At 61.4% G+C, this 18,406-nt stretch carries 12 protein-coding genes; 5 read left to right on the top strand and 7 right to left on the bottom strand.

All coding sequences use genetic code 11. The features are described from left to right. The first annotated feature begins 357 nt into the window (after window positions 1-357). Complete coding sequence (locus AC3WL8_RS31355) at window positions 358-759, top strand: cupin domain-containing protein (protein WP_492379573.1); 402 nt, start codon at window positions 358-360, stop codon at window positions 757-759. Between the two features lie 433 nt (window positions 760-1,192). Here AC3WL8_RS31355 and AC3WL8_RS31360 read toward each other — a convergent pair whose 3' ends face one another. From AC3WL8_RS31360 to AC3WL8_RS31375, 4 genes are all read right to left on the bottom strand, one after another. Continuing rightward, complete coding sequence (locus AC3WL8_RS31360) at window positions 1,193-3,331, bottom strand: 3-hydroxyacyl-CoA dehydrogenase NAD-binding domain-containing protein (RefSeq protein ID WP_492379574.1); 2,139 nt, start codon at window positions 3,329-3,331, stop codon at window positions 1,193-1,195. 373 nt (window positions 3,332-3,704) lie between these two features. Continuing rightward, entirely contained in the window at window positions 3,705-4,301 is a 597-nt protein-coding gene (locus tag AC3WL8_RS31365; protein ID WP_492379575.1) for a hypothetical protein, read from the bottom strand. Between the two features lie 436 nt (window positions 4,302-4,737). Continuing rightward, a complete protein-coding gene (locus AC3WL8_RS31370; RefSeq protein ID WP_492379576.1) occupies window positions 4,738-5,730 on the bottom strand; it encodes a carbon-nitrogen hydrolase family protein in 993 nt (330 codons plus the stop codon). Window positions 5,731-6,016: 286 nt separating this feature from the next. Then, a complete protein-coding gene (locus AC3WL8_RS31375; RefSeq protein ID WP_492379577.1) occupies window positions 6,017-6,793 on the bottom strand; it encodes an enoyl-CoA hydratase in 777 nt (258 codons plus the stop codon). 674 nt (window positions 6,794-7,467) lie between these two features. Between AC3WL8_RS31375 and AC3WL8_RS31380 the strand changes: the two genes are divergently transcribed. The 4 genes from AC3WL8_RS31380 to AC3WL8_RS31395 all read left to right on the top strand — a co-directional run bounded on the left by AC3WL8_RS31380 (window position 7,468) and on the right by AC3WL8_RS31395 (window position 13,335). After that, complete coding sequence (locus AC3WL8_RS31380) at window positions 7,468-8,160, top strand: TetR/AcrR family transcriptional regulator (RefSeq protein ID WP_492379578.1); 693 nt, start codon at window positions 7,468-7,470, stop codon at window positions 8,158-8,160. 357 nt (window positions 8,161-8,517) lie between these two features. Further along, on the top strand, window positions 8,518-9,654 hold the full coding sequence (locus AC3WL8_RS31385; RefSeq protein WP_492379579.1) for a thiolase family protein: 1,137 nt from the start codon (window positions 8,518-8,520) through the stop codon (window positions 9,652-9,654). 58 nt (window positions 9,655-9,712) lie between these two features. After that, window positions 9,713-11,584 carry an AMP-binding protein gene (locus AC3WL8_RS31390; RefSeq protein WP_492379580.1) on the top strand — a complete coding sequence of 624 codons (1,872 nt, stop codon included), beginning with the start codon at window positions 9,713-9,715 and terminating at the stop codon, window positions 11,582-11,584. Between the two features lie 215 nt (window positions 11,585-11,799). Further along, a complete protein-coding gene (locus AC3WL8_RS31395; protein WP_492379581.1) occupies window positions 11,800-13,335 on the top strand; it encodes an amidase family protein in 1,536 nt (511 codons plus the stop codon). An 848-nt stretch (window positions 13,336-14,183) separates the two neighbouring features. Here AC3WL8_RS31395 and AC3WL8_RS31400 read toward each other — a convergent pair. Genes AC3WL8_RS31400 through AC3WL8_RS31410 form a run of 3 tightly spaced genes read right to left on the bottom strand, consistent with a single transcriptional unit; the run spans window position 14,184 to window position 18,265 of the window. Beyond that, the gene (locus AC3WL8_RS31400) at window positions 14,184-15,059 is read right to left on the bottom strand and encodes an SDR family oxidoreductase (RefSeq protein ID WP_492379582.1); all 876 of its coding nucleotides are present in this window, start codon (window positions 15,057-15,059) and stop codon (window positions 14,184-14,186) included. Window positions 15,060-15,093: 34 nt separating this feature from the next. Then, entirely contained in the window at window positions 15,094-16,401 is a 1,308-nt protein-coding gene (locus tag AC3WL8_RS31405; protein WP_492379583.1) for a CaiB/BaiF CoA transferase family protein, read from the bottom strand. A 52-nt stretch (window positions 16,402-16,453) separates the two neighbouring features. Next, window positions 16,454-18,265 carry an acyl-CoA dehydrogenase C-terminal domain-containing protein gene (locus tag AC3WL8_RS31410; protein ID WP_492379584.1) on the bottom strand — a complete coding sequence of 604 codons (1,812 nt, stop codon included), beginning with the start codon at window positions 18,263-18,265 and terminating at the stop codon, window positions 16,454-16,456. Window positions 18,266-18,406 lie beyond the last annotated feature (141 nt).

Here is an 18,406-nt window from a genome sequence, read left to right on the forward strand (position 1 = left end):
TTGAGATAATGCTGGCTCACCGGTCGAAATGACGATGAGCCTTTAACTGCCCTGCACACAAAAAAACTGACAGGCCCCTCGGCATCCACGTTACGGACGGCCTCAAGAACACCTTGGCCGAGTCCCTATTAGCGATCACCAGGCACCCACCAGGCCCGGTGACACCCCCCCGGATCATGGACGACTGGGGCAGGAATCATGCCGGGCCTGGCTGGCCAAAGCCCCAATTGTCGGGGCATGAAGATAGTAACGGGGCGAATACAAAGGGATACAAAAGTCCCACCAGCCCGATACAATGCCAACACAAAGCGCTGTTTTAATGGGCATACCTTCCTCTACGCTAAAAGGATGCTTCCCATGAAAACGACCCGATTCGTCGCCGCCACCCTGCTGATCGCTGGAAGCGGCCTGGTGCTACACGCAGCGCACGCCGAATGGACTGGAATTCACCGCACCGATCTGATCAAGAACGCTCTCAGCGCCCCAGGTCATGAGGTCGTGCAGGTCCGCGTCGATTTCGAACCGGGCGTCGCATCAAGCAAGCACGCGCATCCTGGCGCGGAGGTTGCCTACGTGCTCGAAGGTGCGCTCGAGTACCAGCTCGAAGGGCGGCCGCCAGTCACACTCAAGGCAGGCGAAGCGCTGTTCATCCCGGACGGCACGGCCCATGTGGCCAAGAACGTGGGAAACGGCAAGGCATCCGAACTGGCAACCTACGTCGTCAGAAGCGGGGCGCCGCTGGTGGCGAACATCAAGTGATCGCCGGTTGACCGCGAGCGCGACCGACTAAATCCGACACCATCTGGGTCCGAATGAATCAAAATGGCCGAGAAGGGGGCTTGGTCGATCGCGATCAAGTCCGCTCCTGCCGCCCCTAAGCCGCTATTTCGCAATTCGGGGAACAGACGTTGCTATGTTGAGATCAGCTTTCCGAACTTTGCTATCGCCGTGCGGGACCGAAGAAGTGCGATTTCGCGGTGCATCGTGTGTGGCCGGTGAGCAAACGACGAACGGTCATTGTTTCCGCCGGTTTGTCACTGGCCACCAAAGCATTCCCCTAAGCCGCTCACGAGTAAGCATCACCAACACAATGGGCTACAAGCGCTGCCGTGGGGAGAGACAAACGATTTCCCCGCTGCTCCTTTGACAGGAGCCAGCTGTCCCTTTCCGGCATTAGGCTCCCCGTGGCGTTTCACTGCGAGGCAGGAGCGTAGTTCAGGCTGTCGAAGTTGCTGCCTTCCTTTACCAGCGATACCAAGAGTTCTGAAGGACGCCAGAAGAAGGCATCTTCCTTCTCGAACTCTCGAATGTCCTTCAGGACATTTTCAAGTCCGACAGTATCGGCATAGCGCATAGGGCCGCCTCGATGGCGCGGGTAGCCATAGCCGTGGAGAAAGACCACATCAATATCCAGCGGCCGCAGGGCAATACCCTCTTCAAGGATTTTCGCGCCTTCATTCGCCATTGCTGCCATAACGCGACGTACAATCTCGCTATCTTCGAAAAGGCGCGGATTAATCCCCACTCGCTGGCGTTCGGCATCGATAATGGCCTCGACTTCTGGATCGGAGAACCCATTTCGCGATCCGTCCGGATATAGATACCAGCCTCGGCCCGTTTTCTGACCCAACCATCCTCGTTCACACAAGCGGTCGGCAATCTGTACGTAGCGCTGTTGGGGGTCGCGCGTAGCTGCGCGACGCTTGCGCGTAGCCCAGCCGATGTCGCCCCCGGAAAGATCGGACACCTGCAGTGGCCCCATCGGATAGCCAAAATCCCGAAGCGCCTTGTCGATCTGATAGGGCGACGCGCCATCTTCCATCATGTAATCGATGGCCAACCTATAAGTAGCCAGGATACGGTTGCCAATGAAGCCGTCGCATACACCCGAGCGCACAGGCACCTTCTTGAGCGCCTTTGCCAAAGCGAACGAGGTGGCCACAACGTCTGCTCTGACCTTTTCGGGCACGACGATCTCGAGGAGTTTCATGACATGCGCCGGCGAGAAGAAGTGAAGCCCAACCACATCCTGTGATCGCGGTATGCTCGCGGCGATCTCGTTAATGTCGAGGTACGATGTATTGCTGGCCAAGACGCATCCTGGCTTGCAAAAGCGATCTAGCTTGGCAAAGACTTCTTTTTTTACTGCCATGTCTTCGTACACCGCCTCGATAACTAGGTCCACGTTGGAAAGTGCCTCATAGCTAGTAGCACCACCAAAGCGCGACATGATCGCAGTCTTATCGTCGTCCTTCAGCCGGCCCTTCTTGGCGAGACCATCAAGAATACTCTCTACGATTGCTCGACCCCGGTTCAGCGCCGTATCATCTCGCTCAATCATGACCACGGGCAACCCGGCGCTCAGCACCGCAACTGCGATACCTGCGCCCATTGTTCCGCCGCCGATCACGCCAACGCTCGCAACGGGTCGCTGCTCGGAGGCACGATTCTCGGGGGCCTTGGCAACTTCGCGCTCCGCGAAGAAGGCATGCACCAGCCCCGCACGTTGCGGACTCGAAACTGCTTCCAAGAAGTACCGACGCTCGATGGCCATAGCATCCTCGAAAGGTTCTGTCAGTGCAGCCTCGACAGCATCGATGATCTTGAACGGCGAGAAGAGTCCGCGGAATTTCCGCACCGCCTCGGTCCGAGCCTCCTCGACGGCACGACGATTGGCCTCCGATTGCATCAGGCCTGCGACGGCATCTCGGGTGCGCCGGGGCACATCGCCTTTGTCAGCAACCTCCTTGGCAAATGCCACCGCAGCATCGACCACGGCACCGTTCACCGTGCAATCAATCAGCCCCAACCGTAGAGCCTCTCGCCCAGAGATTTGACGCCCTGAAAGCATCAAGTCGAGGGCAGCGCGAGCGCCGACTAATCGCGTACTCCGCTGGGTCCCACCAGCGCCAGGCATCAGGCCCAGAAGCACCTCAGGCAAGCCCAAACGCGCGTCTTCGGCTGCCAGGCGGTAGTGAGCTGATAACGCCAGTTCAAAGCCGCCCCCGAGGCATACCCCCTGAATGGCCGCTACGACAGGTTTGGGGCAGCTCTCGATGACTGCACAAAGCTTGGGCAACGGAGGCCGCAAGTCCATTTTGCCAAACTCACGGATATCGGCTCCGCCACTAAAGTGGCTACCTGCGCCGCATAGCACTATGGCGGCGCAATGAGCCTCAGATTCGGCTAGTTTGATCGCACGTAGCAAGCCTTCCCGCACAGCTGAGGACAAGGCATTGACAGGGCCGTGATTAACGGTAATCAGGCAAACCTCACCACGCAACTCGGTTGTAACGACCTGGTCCGCAACGCTTGGGTCCACTACGAGCATGGGGAAAACTCCTTGAGAATGCGTGCCGCGTAGCACATATTTTTAATGAGACAGGAAAAAGCAGAACCGTGTGAGTCGGATCCTCCGTCACAGGTCATCTCGCAAATCTTCGGCGCAATATTAACACCGAAAAGATGGTTGCGCTGGGCAGTGCTCCAGTTTGGGATCGGTGCGGAGACTGTCCTCCCCGGCTGTGTGCCGCAGCCGAATCGAACCGGGAAACTATTGCGGTGGTACGCGGCACGGGCGAGAGGCTGATACGAGAGCAGCGTGCTTGCCGGACTTGGTCAACGTCAGTTCAGCGCCGCTCTGTCAAGGTGGGAGTGATTAATTCCGAACGAGGTTCGTCAGAATAATGTGCGAGTTGTATGGATCATGTGGCGAAACGCCGTCGATGATTTCCTGCTCTTGCGCAACGATGCCGCACTGCCCACACAGCGCCCACCAATGTCGTCTTGCCTGCCGCCCGTACTGTTGTCGTGCATTGTTCAAGGATTACATCCTCGGGATAGAACGATAGTTCAGCGGCGCAGCCGAGCGTAACCACGATGTCAAGAGCAGATGAACTATCCATGGCATTCCGCAGAAGCACACCAAGCAAGCGTTCGATCCTCTCGTCTTTGTTCTCGAAAGGCTCAATCACAGCGCCGCGCAGGCGCTTCGCCATTGCGCGGATATAGTGCAATAGATCGGCTGAGGTTGGATTCTCGAGGCGCCGACCCACGATGCCTCGCGGAACATTGCCATGAATAGGCTTAAGGAAATGCGGAACGTCTGTTCGCCGAGCGGATTGCGATGCACTGCTTCGCGGCCCTTCCACGAGGACTCCGCGTCCACCAGTGTAGATATTCTCATCATCAACCAGGCCTGTAGCCGCGGAGGTGCAGTGATAACCCGGTTGCGTTCTCTCAGCCCTTACAGCAGGCTTGTGACCGCTCGCGGCCGCCCCATCTACCGCAGGTTGTTGCATGCGATCCTCTATAGATGTGTTGTGGGGAAAAACTAGCCCTTCGTCCTATCGCCGATCAATGATGCCCTCTATTGATGCTACCGATGGCTTGAGCTTCGCGCTTCGCAATGAAGAAGAACCGGTGTTTCGTCAGGCTTTTGTGCATTCAGGACGGATAGCTCCTCCCGGGAGGCCAGCAACTGTCTCCTGGCGAATATCAAAATCTTCGGACCAACAGCCTGAACCACTGATTCTTGTAACGCTCCGGGCCGTGGACCTTCTGCTTGTTCTCGGTCGAGGATCGACCCCGATGATGGTGGCATCCACAATCGGTCCCTTCCACGTCGTCACCCGGCACTCACACAGCACGATACCGATCTCGTCGACAGTTTTTTGCGTCAGATCACGGTCGACGAGCAGCGGTGAAACTTAGTTAGAGAGCCAATGGTCCGCTTGCTCAGGCTACCGAGTTGGGCATATCGTCCGGGTCTTGTTTGACGATCGATTTGGCTTGCGTGGCGCGTTCGTGCAGATGTGCGGTTTGGGTGCGGTCGATCACGAGACTGAGCAGCTCTGGTCTGTTGTAGTGCCCGGCCGAGTCCATCAGGATCTTGCGCCGGTCGATCAACGAGAAATCCAGATCGGCGATGACCTCACCCTCGCCCGAGCGGATAGGTTCGCCCACCAGCATGCCGTCTGGTGAGACGATGGTGGTAAAGCAGCCGCCCGAAATCGGCCCGATGTCGCAGCCCGTGTCCCTCATGATTTGCGCCTGCTGATCGGCGTCGAGCCAAGCCGTAGCGTTCACGACGAAGCAGCCGGACTCCAGCGCATGCTGGCGGATATTAATCTCCATCCTTTGAGCAAAACCTTCGCCGAAGGCTGACCCCGGATACATTGCCGAATGGATCTGCTCGCCGTCGGCAATCATCGCGTAGCGCGCGAGCGGGTTGTTGTGCTCAAAGCATGCAAGCTGGCCAATGCGGCCGACCTTGCTGTCGACGGCACGCAGGCCCGACCCGTCGCCCTGGCCCCAAATCATGCGTTCGAAATGCGTGGGCGTGATCTTGCGGCGGCGCTGGATCAAGGTGCCGTCTGCATCGAAGAGCAGTTGCGCGTTGTAAATGGTGCCCCCGTCCCGTTCATTCACGCCGATAGATACCACCATGCCCGCCTTACGGGCTGCCTCGCCGATTGCGTCGGTGGCGGGGGACGGCACTGTCACGGACTGCTCGAGCAACCTCAGATGCTCATTTCCGAACAGAAGCTGCATGCCCGTCTGGACCGCGGAAAAGTACGGGTAGTAAGGCACCACGGTCTCCGGAAACGTGGCGAACTGCACCCCTTTCTCACCAAGCTCGAGGATCTTCCGCACAACTTTTTCGACGGTTGCCTCACGGCTGTAGAGGACGGGGCTGATCTGCACTGCGGCGGCTTTGACGACTTTCATTTGCAAACTCCTTGACTGGTAAAGACGGCACACTCAGCGCCCCCTTTGGTATTACCTATGCAACATTGAGAATAGAGGAATCAGCTAGTACGATGCGATGCGGCAGTTCGCCCGCGATGCCCATCCGTAGGCGAAGGGGGGCGACCACGGCCATCGTCCCCCCCGGGGGAAGCTTTCGGCAACCCAGCCCTGCGCGATCAGGATTGCAGACGCCTTGTTGGCGTCGCTAACGTCATGCGAATCGGTGGCAGCCTGGAATTTGTTGTTCCGACCGTGCGTGCCAGTCCTATTGCCGCGCGATCTTCGTAAAGTCCGGCTTGCGCTTTTCGGCAAAGGCCTGGAAGGCCTCCTTCGCCTCGTCGCTCGCAAGCCGCTCGAGGAAGGTCGCGCGCTCGGAATCCATTTGCGCGATCAGCCTCTCCGCATCTCGCATCAGGCGCTTCATCGCGGTCACCGATCCGGTGGGCCGCGCGGCGATCTTCTCGGCGACGTGCCGTGCCTCGGCCCGCAGTTCCGCCACGGATGTGGTCCTGTTCGCGATACCCCATGCAACAGCCGCCTGCGCAGGAAGCGCATCGCCGAGCGCAAACATCTCGAATGCCCTGACATGTCCGATCCGCAACGGAAGCAGGTAGCTCGACGCAGCTTCGGGCACCAGCGCCAAGTTCACGAACGGGGTTATCAATTGTGCGTCTTCAGCCAGCAGCACATAGTCACAGTGGAGCAGCATGGTCGTGCCTACGCCGACGGCCTTGCCCTGAACGGCGGCGACGATCGGCACCGTCGCATTTGCCAGACCTTCCAGGAAGCGGGCGACGTGACGCACCGGTGGCTTGTTGCCCGCCGACTCCGCCGCGAACTCCGTCACGTCATTGCCGGCGGTGAAGATGTCTCCATCCGCCTGAAACAACAACGCCCGAATGGCGCCGTCGGTATTCGCCGTCGCGATCGCATCCGCCATGGCGCCATACATGTCATTGGTCAGAGCGTTCTTCCTGTCCGGTCGCGAAATCGTGATGGTCAGTACACCGCCTGAAAGCTCTACTTTAATTTCCGGAATCATTGTCTTGCCTCTTGAAATGTCGGGTGACCTGCACAGGTACGCCCCTTGGAAACGCCGTGGCGTTCAAACGTTCGCATGCGAAGTCTTGATGCCTTGCATGCGAGACAAACTCGTTACTGATGTGCCACCAGTGCGGCGCGCCCGCTGATCAGGTGAAACAGCGTCGATTTGCCCGCGCCGTTGGAGGCCGATCAGTACATGGCTTCGCCCTGGCGGCGGATCGACGAGTCTCCCGGATCATCTCTGTGGCGCCGAAAGCCTTCTGCACTCCCTTCAACCTGAGCGTCGCTATCGGCGGAACTGACGGTTCTCGCATGCGTCTCTCTCATTTGAGATTCCTGAGCATCTGACCAACCGCTGAACCCTGCACGGCCGCGTCATCGTCGGCTGTCCTGATCGAGATGGACCATCAATCATTACAGTGTAAAGTTAGTGCATGATAGAAGTCAGAGGGCGCGTTGGCAATCGGTTTTGAATTGGGGATTTCCCGTAGTCGCCGGCTTGGCGAGGCGAGCATGTGGTCGGCGCGGCTAGCTGAGTGCGACGTCGGGTTTTGGAAGGGCGCGTGGCGACAGGGTAGAATGCGTACCGAAAGGACATGGCCGGTTGCGAAGCGCTGCAGCCACGAAGATGTGCGGTGTCCGGTCGACTATAAATTGTTCACTGAAAAGATCATGTCCACTACGGCATTAGCTGAAATCGAGCCGACCAAGAAGACGTCGTGGCACCACGGCAACCTGCGCGAGGAAATGGTGCAGCGCGGCCTGGCGCTGCTCGAATTACGCGGTGCAGCGGATCTGTCGCTGCGCGAAGTCGCGCGCTCAGTGGGCGTGTCGCAGACGGCGCCGACCCACCACTTTGGCGACAAGGAGGGCTTGCTCGCGGCGCTCGCGACGGAAGGCTTCCTTTTGATGATGAGCGAGCGGATGGCCGCGCTGAAGGACGGCATGACGAAGGAGAGGCGGTTGCGCGTGATCATGCGCGTCTACGTCGAATTCGCGCTGAAGCGGCCCGAGTTGTTTCATCTGATGTTCGGCCCGCGGATTGCCGATAAGCGCAAGCACCCGGCGTTGATGGAGGCGAGCGCTGCCTCGTTCCAGTTCCTGAGCAACACAATTGGGGAGTTCATGGTCGATCACTCAGAAGACGGCCGCCCGCCGCGCTTCGCGGCCATCGGTGTCTGGTCGGGCATGCATGGTCTTGCGACGCTGCTCGCGGATCGTGACAGCGGCCTGTGCCAGGTGCCGGACGACATGATCGACGACGTTTGCACAGGCGTGATCAACCTGATGCTGGGCGGCCTGAAAGCACCGCACATTGAGACCGACGCGCCCACGACACGCGGGAGTTCCCGCGGCAGAAAATAGCATAACGCGCTTTTCTTGCGAGCCCCCGGCGGGGGCTCGTTCGCATTCCTCCGCCCTGCGTCGCCCGCAGTCGCGGCATTCCGATCGTCCTTCCCCGTTTTCCTCGCCACACCTCACCACGCATAGTGGGACTAAGCCCACTGTTGACACTCAAACTTGACGCTGTCACACTGGGATCGAAATCGGGCTGAATCATTCGTTCGATGCGTGGCGCGCGAAGCTGGCGCGCGCATGGATAGGCTCTTTCACATTCGCGAGCTGCCTGCGCTGCCGCATGGTGAGACTAGCCTCGTAAATCATGAGTGCAGTGCTTCTGCCGCGAACGGCGCACGCCTGCACCGAAAACTGGAGACAAGCATGAACGATGTTGTAGTGGCCGCATATGCACGCTCGCCATTTCATCCGTCGCGCAAGGGCGCGCTTATTGATATCCGTCCCGACGATCTCGCGGCGCAAGTGGTGATCGGCCTGCTCGAACGATCGAAGGTTGATCCGAAGTTGATCGAAGACATTGTGCTCGGCTGCTCGAATCCGGAGGCCGAGCAGGGCTACAACATTGCGAGGATCGTCAGCTTTCGCGCGGGGATTGGCGACAGCGTACCGGGCGTGACGATCAACCGCTTCTGCGGCTCGTCGATGTCGGCGATCCACTATGCGGCAGGGCAGATTGCGCTCGGCATGGGCGACGCATTCATCTGCGGTGGCGTCGAATCGATGACGCGCGTGCCGCAAGGCGGCTTCAACAAGTCGCCGAATCCGACGTTGCTCGACGAGCGCGCCGAAGTCTACACGCCGATGGGTATCACCGGGGAAAACGTCGCCCAACAGTACGAAGTGAGTCGCGCGGCACAGGAAGCGCTCGCGGTCGCGTCGCATGCGAAGGCAGCCGCCGCGCGCGCGGAGGGCCGCCTCGCCGACGAGATCGTGCCGATCGTTACCCCGCAGGGCCTTGTTACTGAGGACGGCTGCATCCGCCCGGGCACGAGCGGGGAGGCGCTTGCCACGCTGAAGTCGGCATTTCGCGAAGGCGGCAGCGTGACGGCGGGCACGTCGTCACCGTTGACGGACGGCGCGTCGGCGACGCTCATCTGCAGTGCAAAGTTTGCAAGCGAGCACGGACTTGTGCCGCTCGCGAGGATCAAGTCGGCCGCTGTCGCGCCCGTCGCGCCGGAACTGACGGGCATCGGGCCGATCCCGGCGACGCTGAAGGCGCTCGCACGCGCGGGGATTGATGCTGCCGCGCTCGACGTAATCGAAATCAACGAGGCGTTCGCGAGCCAGGCGATTGCGTGCATCCGCGAACTCGGTCTTGACGAGACGCGCGTGAACCTAGACGGCGGCGGCCTCGCGATCGGTCATCCGCTGGGCGCGACGGGCGCAAGGCTGGTCGGAAAGGCGGCCGCGCTGCTCAAGCGCACGGGCGGCCGCTACGCACTCGCCACGCAGTGCATCGGCGGTGGCCAGGGTATCGCGACCGTGCTCGAAGCGGTCTGATCGCGCTCCGATCTAAGAGATCATTCAAGTGCGCACTGAAACGCAAGAGAGGGAAACGATGACAACAAGCGTAGTGGAGACAATCGACCAGCCGTTTCGCGATGCGGGCTTCCGTGAGCCGTCGGTGGAGGTCGAACGCCGTAGCGACGGGACGCTGCTCATGACGTCGGGCTTGTCGCTGCCGAAGACGCGGGCATGCACGACTGACTGGCTCGAACATTGGTCGACCGTGCGCCCGACGAGCCCGATGCTCGTGCAGCGTAACCGCGACGGGGCGTGGGAGTCGCTCAGCGTCGCCCAAGTGTGGAGTGCGGTACGTTCGCTCGCGACCGCACTGCTGTCGCATGGCGCGGGTCAGTGCGGGCCGCTCGTGATCCTGTCCGAAAACTCCACCGCCCAGGCGTTGCTTACTTGGGGCGCGCTCTACGCCGGCGTTCCCGTCGCCCCCGTGTCGCCTGCCTATTCGCTGCTTGGCGGCAACTATAAGCGGCTCACTGATGCCGTGTCGCTGGTCAAGCCGCATCTGGTGTTCGTCGAGGACGCGCAGCGGTTCGCCGGCGCGCTTGCCGCGCTCGGCGTGCCGCCTGAACGGGTGATCGCGGTCGATCGAGCGCATCCGGGCATGCTTTCGTTCGCTGCGTTGTCGTGCACCCCGATTGGCCAGGACGTCGACGCGCAGCATCGTAAGCTTGCAGGTAGCCTGCCCGCGAAATACATGTTCACGTCGGGCTCGACGGGCATTCCAAAGGCTGTCGTGCAGTCGCGCGCCAATCTCGCCGCAGCGCAGGAAATGGCGGCACGCGCGTTCAAGAAGGATCCGGATGAGGTTCCTGTCTATCTCGAGTGGCTGCCCTGGCATCACGTGATGGGCGGAAACCTCGTGCTGAATCGAATCCTACGTTTCGGGGCGACGCTATATATCGACGATGGAAGGCCGCTACCTGGCCGTTTCGATCAGACGCTCCGGAACCTGGGTGACATCGCGCCGACGGTGTATTTCAATGTGCCGTCTGGTCTGACGATGCTGATTGCTGAACTCGAGCGAGACGAGCGATTTGCGCAGCATTTCTTCTCGCAACTCAAGTATGTCTACTATGGCGGCGCAGCGCTGTCGCGCGACGTGTATGACCGCTTCCAAAAGGTCGCCGTGCGCGCGACGGGGGAGCGCATCGTGCTCACGTCGGCATTCGGGGCGACCGAAACCTCTGGTCCCGCCGTGATGCAGAACTGGGCGGTCGATGATGTCGGCTGTATCGGGCTGCCCGTTCCCGATGTCACACTGAAGCTGATCGAGGACCCCAATCTTCCAGGGCGCTACGAATTGCGGATCAGGGCGCCTAACGTCATCGAGCGGTATCTGGATGCGCCCGAGAAGACTGCGGCCGCATTCGACGATGAAGGGTTCTACATGCTTGGCGATGCGGTGCGCTTCGTCGATGCCTCGCGTCCGATCGCGGGACTGCGCTTCGCGGGCCGGTTCGCGGAGGATTTCAAGCTCGCGAACGGTACCTGGGTGCGTACTGCCGCATTGCGTATGCGCCTGATCGATGCGTGCAATCCGTTGATCAAGGAGGCCGTGATCGTGAGCGACGGCGCGGATACCCTCGGGTCGCTCGCGTGGCCCGATGCCAGTGCATGCGCGACGGCGTTGCCCGAGCTTGCCGGCTGCGGGATCCGAGATTTGGTGCGGCATCCGACGCTGCTGCGCGAGTTCGAGCGGCGCCTCGCAGCAGTCAATGCCGGGCAGACGGGTGCGTCGATGCGCATCGAGCGGCTGATGTTGCTGGAAGAGCCGCCGTCGATGCAGCACTATGAAGTGACCGACAAAGGCAGCATCAACCAGCGCGCCGTGATCGAGCGGCGCGGTAATTGCGTCGACGACCTGTTTGCAGTGCCTCGTATCGAGCATGTGGTGGCTTCGCCGTCCTGAGGGGCGGGCGTTAGCGTCCCCATCGAAGGTGGGCGAGGGGTGTTGGATCCGCCCCGGCTTGCATAACTGACGTTTTGCAGGCCGGGGCATTTTTTTGGGTTTCTCTGGCTGACGACGCAGCGTACAAGCGCGTTCCGGGGCACCCTGTCGTCGATTCCCGATGTCAGCCCGAAGTATCAATGTCGACGCGCCATTTCATACAGGAGACATTTAGCATGCCAAAACAATCGATAGATCGGCGGAAATTTCTGAAGGTCGCGGCAGCGGCAACCCTAGGCGGCACAGGAGAGCTGATGGCCAGTACGCAGACGGACCGCGCTGCCGATCTGCACGAGTTGGGGCTCGCCGCAGCGGCACGCGCGATTCGAAACCGGGAAATTTCGTCGGAGGCACTAGTCGGGGCACTGCTGGAGCGTTCGCGCGTGCACGCCGACCTGAAGGCCTTCATCACGATTGATGAAGCCGCTGCATTTGAGGCGGCGAGGCACGCCGACCAATTGGTTCGGGGTGGACGCAACGCGCCATTGCTTGGCGTGCCACTGGCGGTCAAGGATCACTACTTGACCAAGGGGCTGACGACCACGTTCGGCACGTCCGTGCTCGAGAACTACAAGCCGACGCGCGACGCGGCGGCGGTTGCGGGCATCAAGCAGGCGGGGGCGATTGTCATCGGCAAGAACAACCTCGTCGAGATGTCGTATGGCATCACAGGGCTCAACGCACATTATGGTCAGGTGAAGAATCCGTACGACGGCGCGCATGTCACTGGCGGGTCGTCGAGCGGTGCGGGGGCCTCGGTCGCCGCGCGCCTCGTTCCTGCGGCGCTCGGCGGCGACACGGTCGGCTCGATCCGGATTCCTGCTTCGCTATGCGGCGTGGTCGGATACAAGCCTACGCCGGGCCGCTGGCCGAATGAAGGCGTGGCGCCGATTTCCGGCACTCTTGACACGACCGGTCTTCTTGCTCGCAGCGTCGAAGACTGCGCGCTCGTGGACGCAGTGCTCACGAAGGGCCCCGTGCCCAACTGGAACGCGACACCCAACCTGAAAGGAGTCCGCCTGGCCCATGCGCCCCGGCAGTATCTGGCAGGCGTCGACGCGGATGTCGAGAGCGCTTTCCGCGAGACGCTGCGCAAGCTCAAGGATGCAGGGGGGGAGCTTGTCGAGGTAGACCTCGGAGCAGACTATCTTGCACTGACCGATCGCGTTACGTGGCCGATTTTCTTCCACGAGACGATGCCCGCGATTCGTGCGTTCCTTGCAGCCTATGATGTGCCTGTTTCCTTCGAGGACATCTATGCGGGCCTTGGTGACGAAATCAGGGCGCGATGGGTGCGTGCGGTGTTGCCGACCAGCGCGGGCTACTTTTCCACCGACAAGTACCGCACCGCGCTGACCACCCACCGGCAGGAGTTGCGCGGGCGCCTGGCGACGATCGCTTTCGGTCGGGCGGATGCTCTGCTTTTCCCGACGACGCCATGCGCGGCACCCCGGATCGACAATCAGTGGAAGTTCCAGGCCGGCGGCCGGGATGTCATCGATGTCTTCTTGTGCAGGAACACGCATCCGTCGAGCTCCGCAGGTGTGCCCGGGATCAATCTTCCGATGGCGCTGAACGCGCAAGGGCTTCCGCTCGGCCTGGAACTTGACGCGGCATTCGGGCGCGACCGCGACCTGCTCGCGCTGGCCGGCCGCGTCGAACGGGTAATCGGCCGCGTACCCGGGCCCGTTGGATTCGGTTCCGCGGCGTAGGTGCAGCGGTGGGAACGGAACAACCACATGGGTAGCAAAGACGTTCACTCATATGGGTAACACGTTGAGCGTTGGATAGCCCTGGTGGTTCAGCCGTTCCCTGATTGCTCCGATCACGCTCTGCACGTGCGGTGGCCTAGAGCCTCATGCGGAAGTTCCTCATTGTGGAAGCGTCGGAATGTTCATCCGCCGTTGCTGTGCGGCTAGCGTGGCCGCCGCTGGCGGCAGGGCGGTGGCACGCTTGAGCGTGCGGTATATGTGCTCATGCCTGCCGCTCCGTGCAGGTCGCCCGTCGCGATCCGCTTCGGCATGATGCCCAGCCTCAGCCACCAGCTCGACAGCTGTTGGCGCTGGTACCGCGGCTCGGTCCTGCCCGCGGCCGTGAGGATGTTGTGGATAATCGTGCGCGACGGCACCGGACCGAACCGGTCCGTCAGCAATTTCTGGATCTTCCTCGGCCCGTGTTCCTGTGGCCGCGCAGCTTCAGGATCGCTTTCTGAATTGCAGAGGGTCCGCCCCTACCTGTGCCGGTATTGGCTGCGCTCAGCCAGCCCGCCTAGACCTTCGCAGGTACCGCTCGCTCCGCTTGTAACCAGTCTTGCGGCTGATGCGATAGCGCTCGCACAAGGCGCTGACGCTGTCGACCTGCCGCAAGAGGTCGGCAATGAACGGTAACCGTTGTTCCATAGGTTTGAGTCCACTCTGGGGAATGAGAGTCTCCCGGTGCCAGTCGCAAATGCGGGGTAGAAAACTGTCCCAAGTGCTTGAACGTTTCTGTTACCTATATGGGGGAACCGTACTGGCCATCGATCTCGGCAAAGAGAAAGGCAGGCGGGGGCGGACTACGCTCAGACTGAGCGCGCGAGCCTGTCCTTGTCGTTTTGCTCGCGAATTGAAGTGCGGGCCAGTTCCCAGTCGTTGTCGGTCCAGTCCTTGAAATGGTAGAAGTTACCGCCGGTCGCCAGGGAGTTCGCGCCATCGATCGTCAGTGTCTGGCCCGTCAGCCATTCGCATCCGTCCGCCATCAGGAATGTCGCGAGATTCTGCAATTCCTCCATATGCCCTGCGCGTCCCATCGGGCTGCTGCCCTCGGCGCGGCCTGCGTCTTCGCGCCCCGGATACAAGCGCTTGCTCATGCCCTCGGTCGGAAAGACCCCCGGTGCGATTGCGTTCAGGCGGATCCGATGGCGTCCCCACTCGACAGCAAGCGATTTCGTCATCACGTTCACGCCAGCCTTCGACATTGCAGAGGGCACGACGAACGGGCCGCCGTTCATCACCCAGGTCACGAGGATCGACACCACACTGCCCGGCAGGTTGCCTGTGATCCAGCGCTTGCCGATCGATTGGGTCACGTAGAACGTGCCATGCAGCACGATGTTCGCGATCGCGTCGAAACCGCGCGATGACAGGTCTTCCGTCCGGCTGACGAAATTGCCCGCAGCGTTATTGACGAGCCCCGTTAGCGGCCCTTCCTTCCAGATGTCGTCGATCATCTGGTCGACTGCCTCGGCGCTGCGAATATCGACCGAGAAGCTCTTGACCGACCCGCCAAAGCGCCCCATCAATTCGTTGGCGCTTTCGCGCAGCACGCTTTCGCGGCGGCCGCAGATGTAAATATCTGCGCCGAGCTCCAGGTAGCGCGCGGCGATTTCCTTGCCAAGCCCCGAGCCGCCGCCCGTAATCAGAATGCGCTTGCCCTTCAGCAGGTCGTTTTTGAACATCGTGAGTTCCTTCGTCTAGTAAATGGATGAATGGTCATGCACCGGTCGCCACAACGGCCGCATTGCATCTGCCTAGCGGCGCACCGGCCGAACCTTCTTCGAGCAGTTGTTTCACTTGGTCATCCGAATAGCCTGCAGAGCGGAGCACCTCGACACTGTGTTCGCCCAGGCGCGGCGTTGGCGCGAGCGCCGGGAGCGGCGTGCCCGACCACGTGGTCGGATTGCCCAGTATGCGAATGCGACCTTCGCTCGGATGAATCTCTTCGCTGATGAAGCCTGTCGCATTCAGGTGAAGGTCGTTCAGCAGGTCCTCCATGGAGTTGACAGCCTGGTACGGAATGTCGGCGTCCTCGAGTAGGGTTTTCCATTGCGCGGACGTGCGGGTGCGCATCACGCCGGCCACCCATGCATACACTTCACGAATGTGCCGTGAACGGCTACGCTGGCTAGAAAACGGGCTTTCGCTGAACAGCTCGGGCTTGCCGATCGCCGTCAGGAACGTTTTCCAGTGCTTGTCGTTGTAGATCAGAACGCACAGGTAGCCGTCGGCGGTGCGGTATGGCCTTCGATCTGCCGACAGCAGGCGGTCGTAACCCGCTTCGCCTTCGCCGTCCACGCCTGTGGAAGCGCGTTCGCCATTCATGCCAGGCACGAACGTGCGGCCTGCCATGTGATCAGCCAGCACGAAATGCGCTACGCTTTCGAACATCGAAACTTCGACATGTTGGCCCAGGCCGTTGCGCTCGCGTGCAAACAGCGCGGCACTGATCGAGTACGCGACATGCAGGCCGGTCACCCGGTCCGCGATCGACACGGGCACGTACATCGGCTCCTCGGCGCCCGCCTGCTGCAGCAGCCACGGCAGGCCAGCCGCGCCCTGGATCAGGTCGTCGTATGCGGGACGCTCCGCGTACGGGCCGCGCGCGCTGTAGCCGCAGGCCGTCACGTAGACAAGGCGTGGGTTAACGGCCGCCAGCGCGTCGTAGCCCAGACCCAGCCGGTCCATTGCGGCGGGGCGGATGTTAGACAACAGCACGTCGGCATCCTTCGCGAGCGCCAGCAGCGCCTGCCGCGCCGCTGGCTTCTTCAGGTCGAGTACGACGCTCTTCTTGCCGCGGTTGTTGTGCATGAACACGTGGCCCATCTTCTCGTGTTCGTTACCGTGCGCGTCGACGCGCATCGAGCCTGCTGCGCGCACGTTGTCGCCGTCGGGTGCCTCAATCTTGATCACCTCGGCGCCGAGGCCTGCAAGCGTCAGCGTCGCAAGCGGCCCGAGCACGATGCTGGACAGGTCAAGGATGCGCACGTCGGCAAGCGGGCCGCGTGGATGTTCAGCGGACATGAACAGTCTCCTCCGATATATGACCGTTATTGGAAGGTGCGATGGCCACGCGTCAGAACTCGTCGGCGTGCAACGTCATCAGTGCATCGGCACCGCTCATCACCGCATCGAAATGCACGTCGGCCGCGGGCAGCAGACGCTTGAAAAAGAACGCTGCGGTACCGAGCTTGCCGTTATAGAACGGCGCGAGCTGCGGGTCTTCGGCGCGGCCTTTGTGCGCCGCGCAGGCCATACGCAGCCAGAGCCCGCCCAGCGCGACGAGCCCGAAGAGCTGCAGATAGTCGGTGGCCGCGCCGGCGACGTCGAGCTCGTTGCCGGTATGCCACGCGCGCAAGGCGGTCGTCGCTTCGCGCAGCTTGGCGGCCGCCGTGCGTTCGGCGGCGGCCATCGACGTGAGGTCGGCGATCGATGCGGCGCGCTCGGCGGCTTCATTGACGGACGCGAGCCAGGACTCGAACACGCGGCCGTCATCGAGCCCGATCTTGCGCAGCACGAGATCCAGTGCCTGAATGCCGTTGGTGCCTTCGTACAGGGGGATGATGCGAGCATCGCGATAGAACTGCTCCATGCCGTTCTCGTGCACGTAGCCGTGGCCGCCGTGAATCTGGATGCCGAGATCGGTCACCTTCAACGCACAATCGCTGAGAAAGCTCTTCAGCACCGGCATGAGCAACGCAAGCCGGTCCTCCGCAGCCTCGCCTTCGGGGCTGCCCGCGTGCGCGGCGCGTACGTCGAGCAGCAGAGCGGCGTCGATATAGAGCGCACGCATGCCTTCGACCAGCGCCTTCATCGTCATCAGCGAGCGGCGCACGTCCGGATGCGCGATGATCGGATCGCTGCCGTCGCTGTCTGCCCGCGACGCGCTGCCAGCCGCTCTCGGCGCGATACCCTGGCGGCGCTCCTTTGCATACGCCAGCGCGTTCTGATAGCTGATTTCCGAAACACCGGCGCTTTGCACGGCGACGGCCAAGCGCGCCGAGTTCATCATCGTGAACATCGCCCGCAGGCCGCCGTGCGGTTTGCCAATCAACCAGCCGCGTGCGCCGTCGAAGTTCAGCACGGCCGTAGCCTGCGCGCGGATCCCCATTTTGTGTTCGATGGAGCCCGTATTAACCTGGTTCGGCGAACCGGCCGGCGCGCCCGGCAGGTCCTCGACAATGCGCTTGGGCACGACGAACAAGCTCAGGCCGCGCGTGCCGGCCGGGGCTTCGGGCAACCGCGCGAGCACCAGATGCACGATGTTGTCGGTCAGGTCGTGGTCGCCGCTCGAAATGAAGATTTTCGTGCCGGTGATACGGTAGCTGCCGTCGGCCTCGGGCGTGGCGCGCGTGCGCAGCCGCGACAGGTCGGAACCGCTGTCCGGTTCGGTCAGGCACATTGTGCCCATCCATGATCCGTCGACCAATTTCGGCAGGTAAAGGCGCTTCAGTTCGTCGCTGCCGTGCGCGAGGATCGCGCGATAGGCACCATGCGACAGACCCGGATACATGCTGAATGACATCGAGCCGGCCGTTACGAGTTCCCGCACCAGCAGCGTGACAGAGGGCGGCAGGCCCTGGCCGCCCCATTCAGGCGCCGCGCCGAGCCCAGGCCAACCGTTCCGGCGATAAAGGTCGTACGCCTCCTTGTAGCCTCGCGGCGTCGTAACCGTCCCATTCTCGAAGTGGCAGCCCTCACTGTCGCCGGGCAGGTTGATCGGCACTAGCATGTCCTGTACGAAGGTGGCGGCGCTGTCGAGCACGGCCATCACGACGTCAAGTGTGGTTTCCTCGAAGCCGGGCAGCTTAGGGGTGTGCTCGTCATAGGCGAACACGTCTTCGAGCAGGAATCGGATTTCGTGAACAGGGGCGTTGTAGCTAGGCATATTGACTCGCTATAGAGAGGATTTTCGTTCCGGCTCTTCGGTGGCGTAGCTAGCTTCCGAGCCGGTCGCACTTTAAACTTGACAGTGTTATGTTATCTGCGGATACTCGACTGCGCAAGAGGAGATATCTTGCGAAAAACC

It is taken from the genome of Cupriavidus sp. FW305-F7, assembly GCF_058782875.1.

Bases quoted from the DNA above. Each gene is read 5' to 3' on its own strand.
- AC3WL8_RS31355 (WP_492379573.1), top strand. From the start codon at position 358: ATGAAAACGACCCGATTCGTCGCCGCCACCCTGCTGATCGCTGGAAGC.
- AC3WL8_RS31360 (WP_492379574.1), bottom strand. From the start codon at position 3,331: ATGCTCGTAGTGGACCCAAGCGTTGCGGACCAGGTCGTTACAACCGAG.
- AC3WL8_RS31365 (WP_492379575.1), bottom strand. From the start codon at position 4,301: ATGCAACAACCTGCGGTAGATGGGGCGGCCGCGAGCGGTCACAAGCCT.
- AC3WL8_RS31370 (WP_492379576.1), bottom strand. From the start codon at position 5,730: ATGAAAGTCGTCAAAGCCGCCGCAGTGCAGATCAGCCCCGTCCTCTAC.
- AC3WL8_RS31375 (WP_492379577.1), bottom strand. From the start codon at position 6,793: ATGATTCCGGAAATTAAAGTAGAGCTTTCAGGCGGTGTACTGACCATC.
- AC3WL8_RS31380 (WP_492379578.1), top strand. From the start codon at position 7,468: ATGTCCACTACGGCATTAGCTGAAATCGAGCCGACCAAGAAGACGTCG.
- AC3WL8_RS31385 (WP_492379579.1), top strand. From the start codon at position 8,518: ATGAACGATGTTGTAGTGGCCGCATATGCACGCTCGCCATTTCATCCG.
- AC3WL8_RS31390 (WP_492379580.1), top strand. From the start codon at position 9,713: ATGACAACAAGCGTAGTGGAGACAATCGACCAGCCGTTTCGCGATGCG.
- AC3WL8_RS31395 (WP_492379581.1), top strand. From the start codon at position 11,800: ATGCCAAAACAATCGATAGATCGGCGGAAATTTCTGAAGGTCGCGGCA.
- AC3WL8_RS31400 (WP_492379582.1), bottom strand. From the start codon at position 15,059: ATGTTCAAAAACGACCTGCTGAAGGGCAAGCGCATTCTGATTACGGGC.
- AC3WL8_RS31405 (WP_492379583.1), bottom strand. From the start codon at position 16,401: ATGTCCGCTGAACATCCACGCGGCCCGCTTGCCGACGTGCGCATCCTT.
- AC3WL8_RS31410 (WP_492379584.1), bottom strand. From the start codon at position 18,265: ATGCCTAGCTACAACGCCCCTGTTCACGAAATCCGATTCCTGCTCGAA.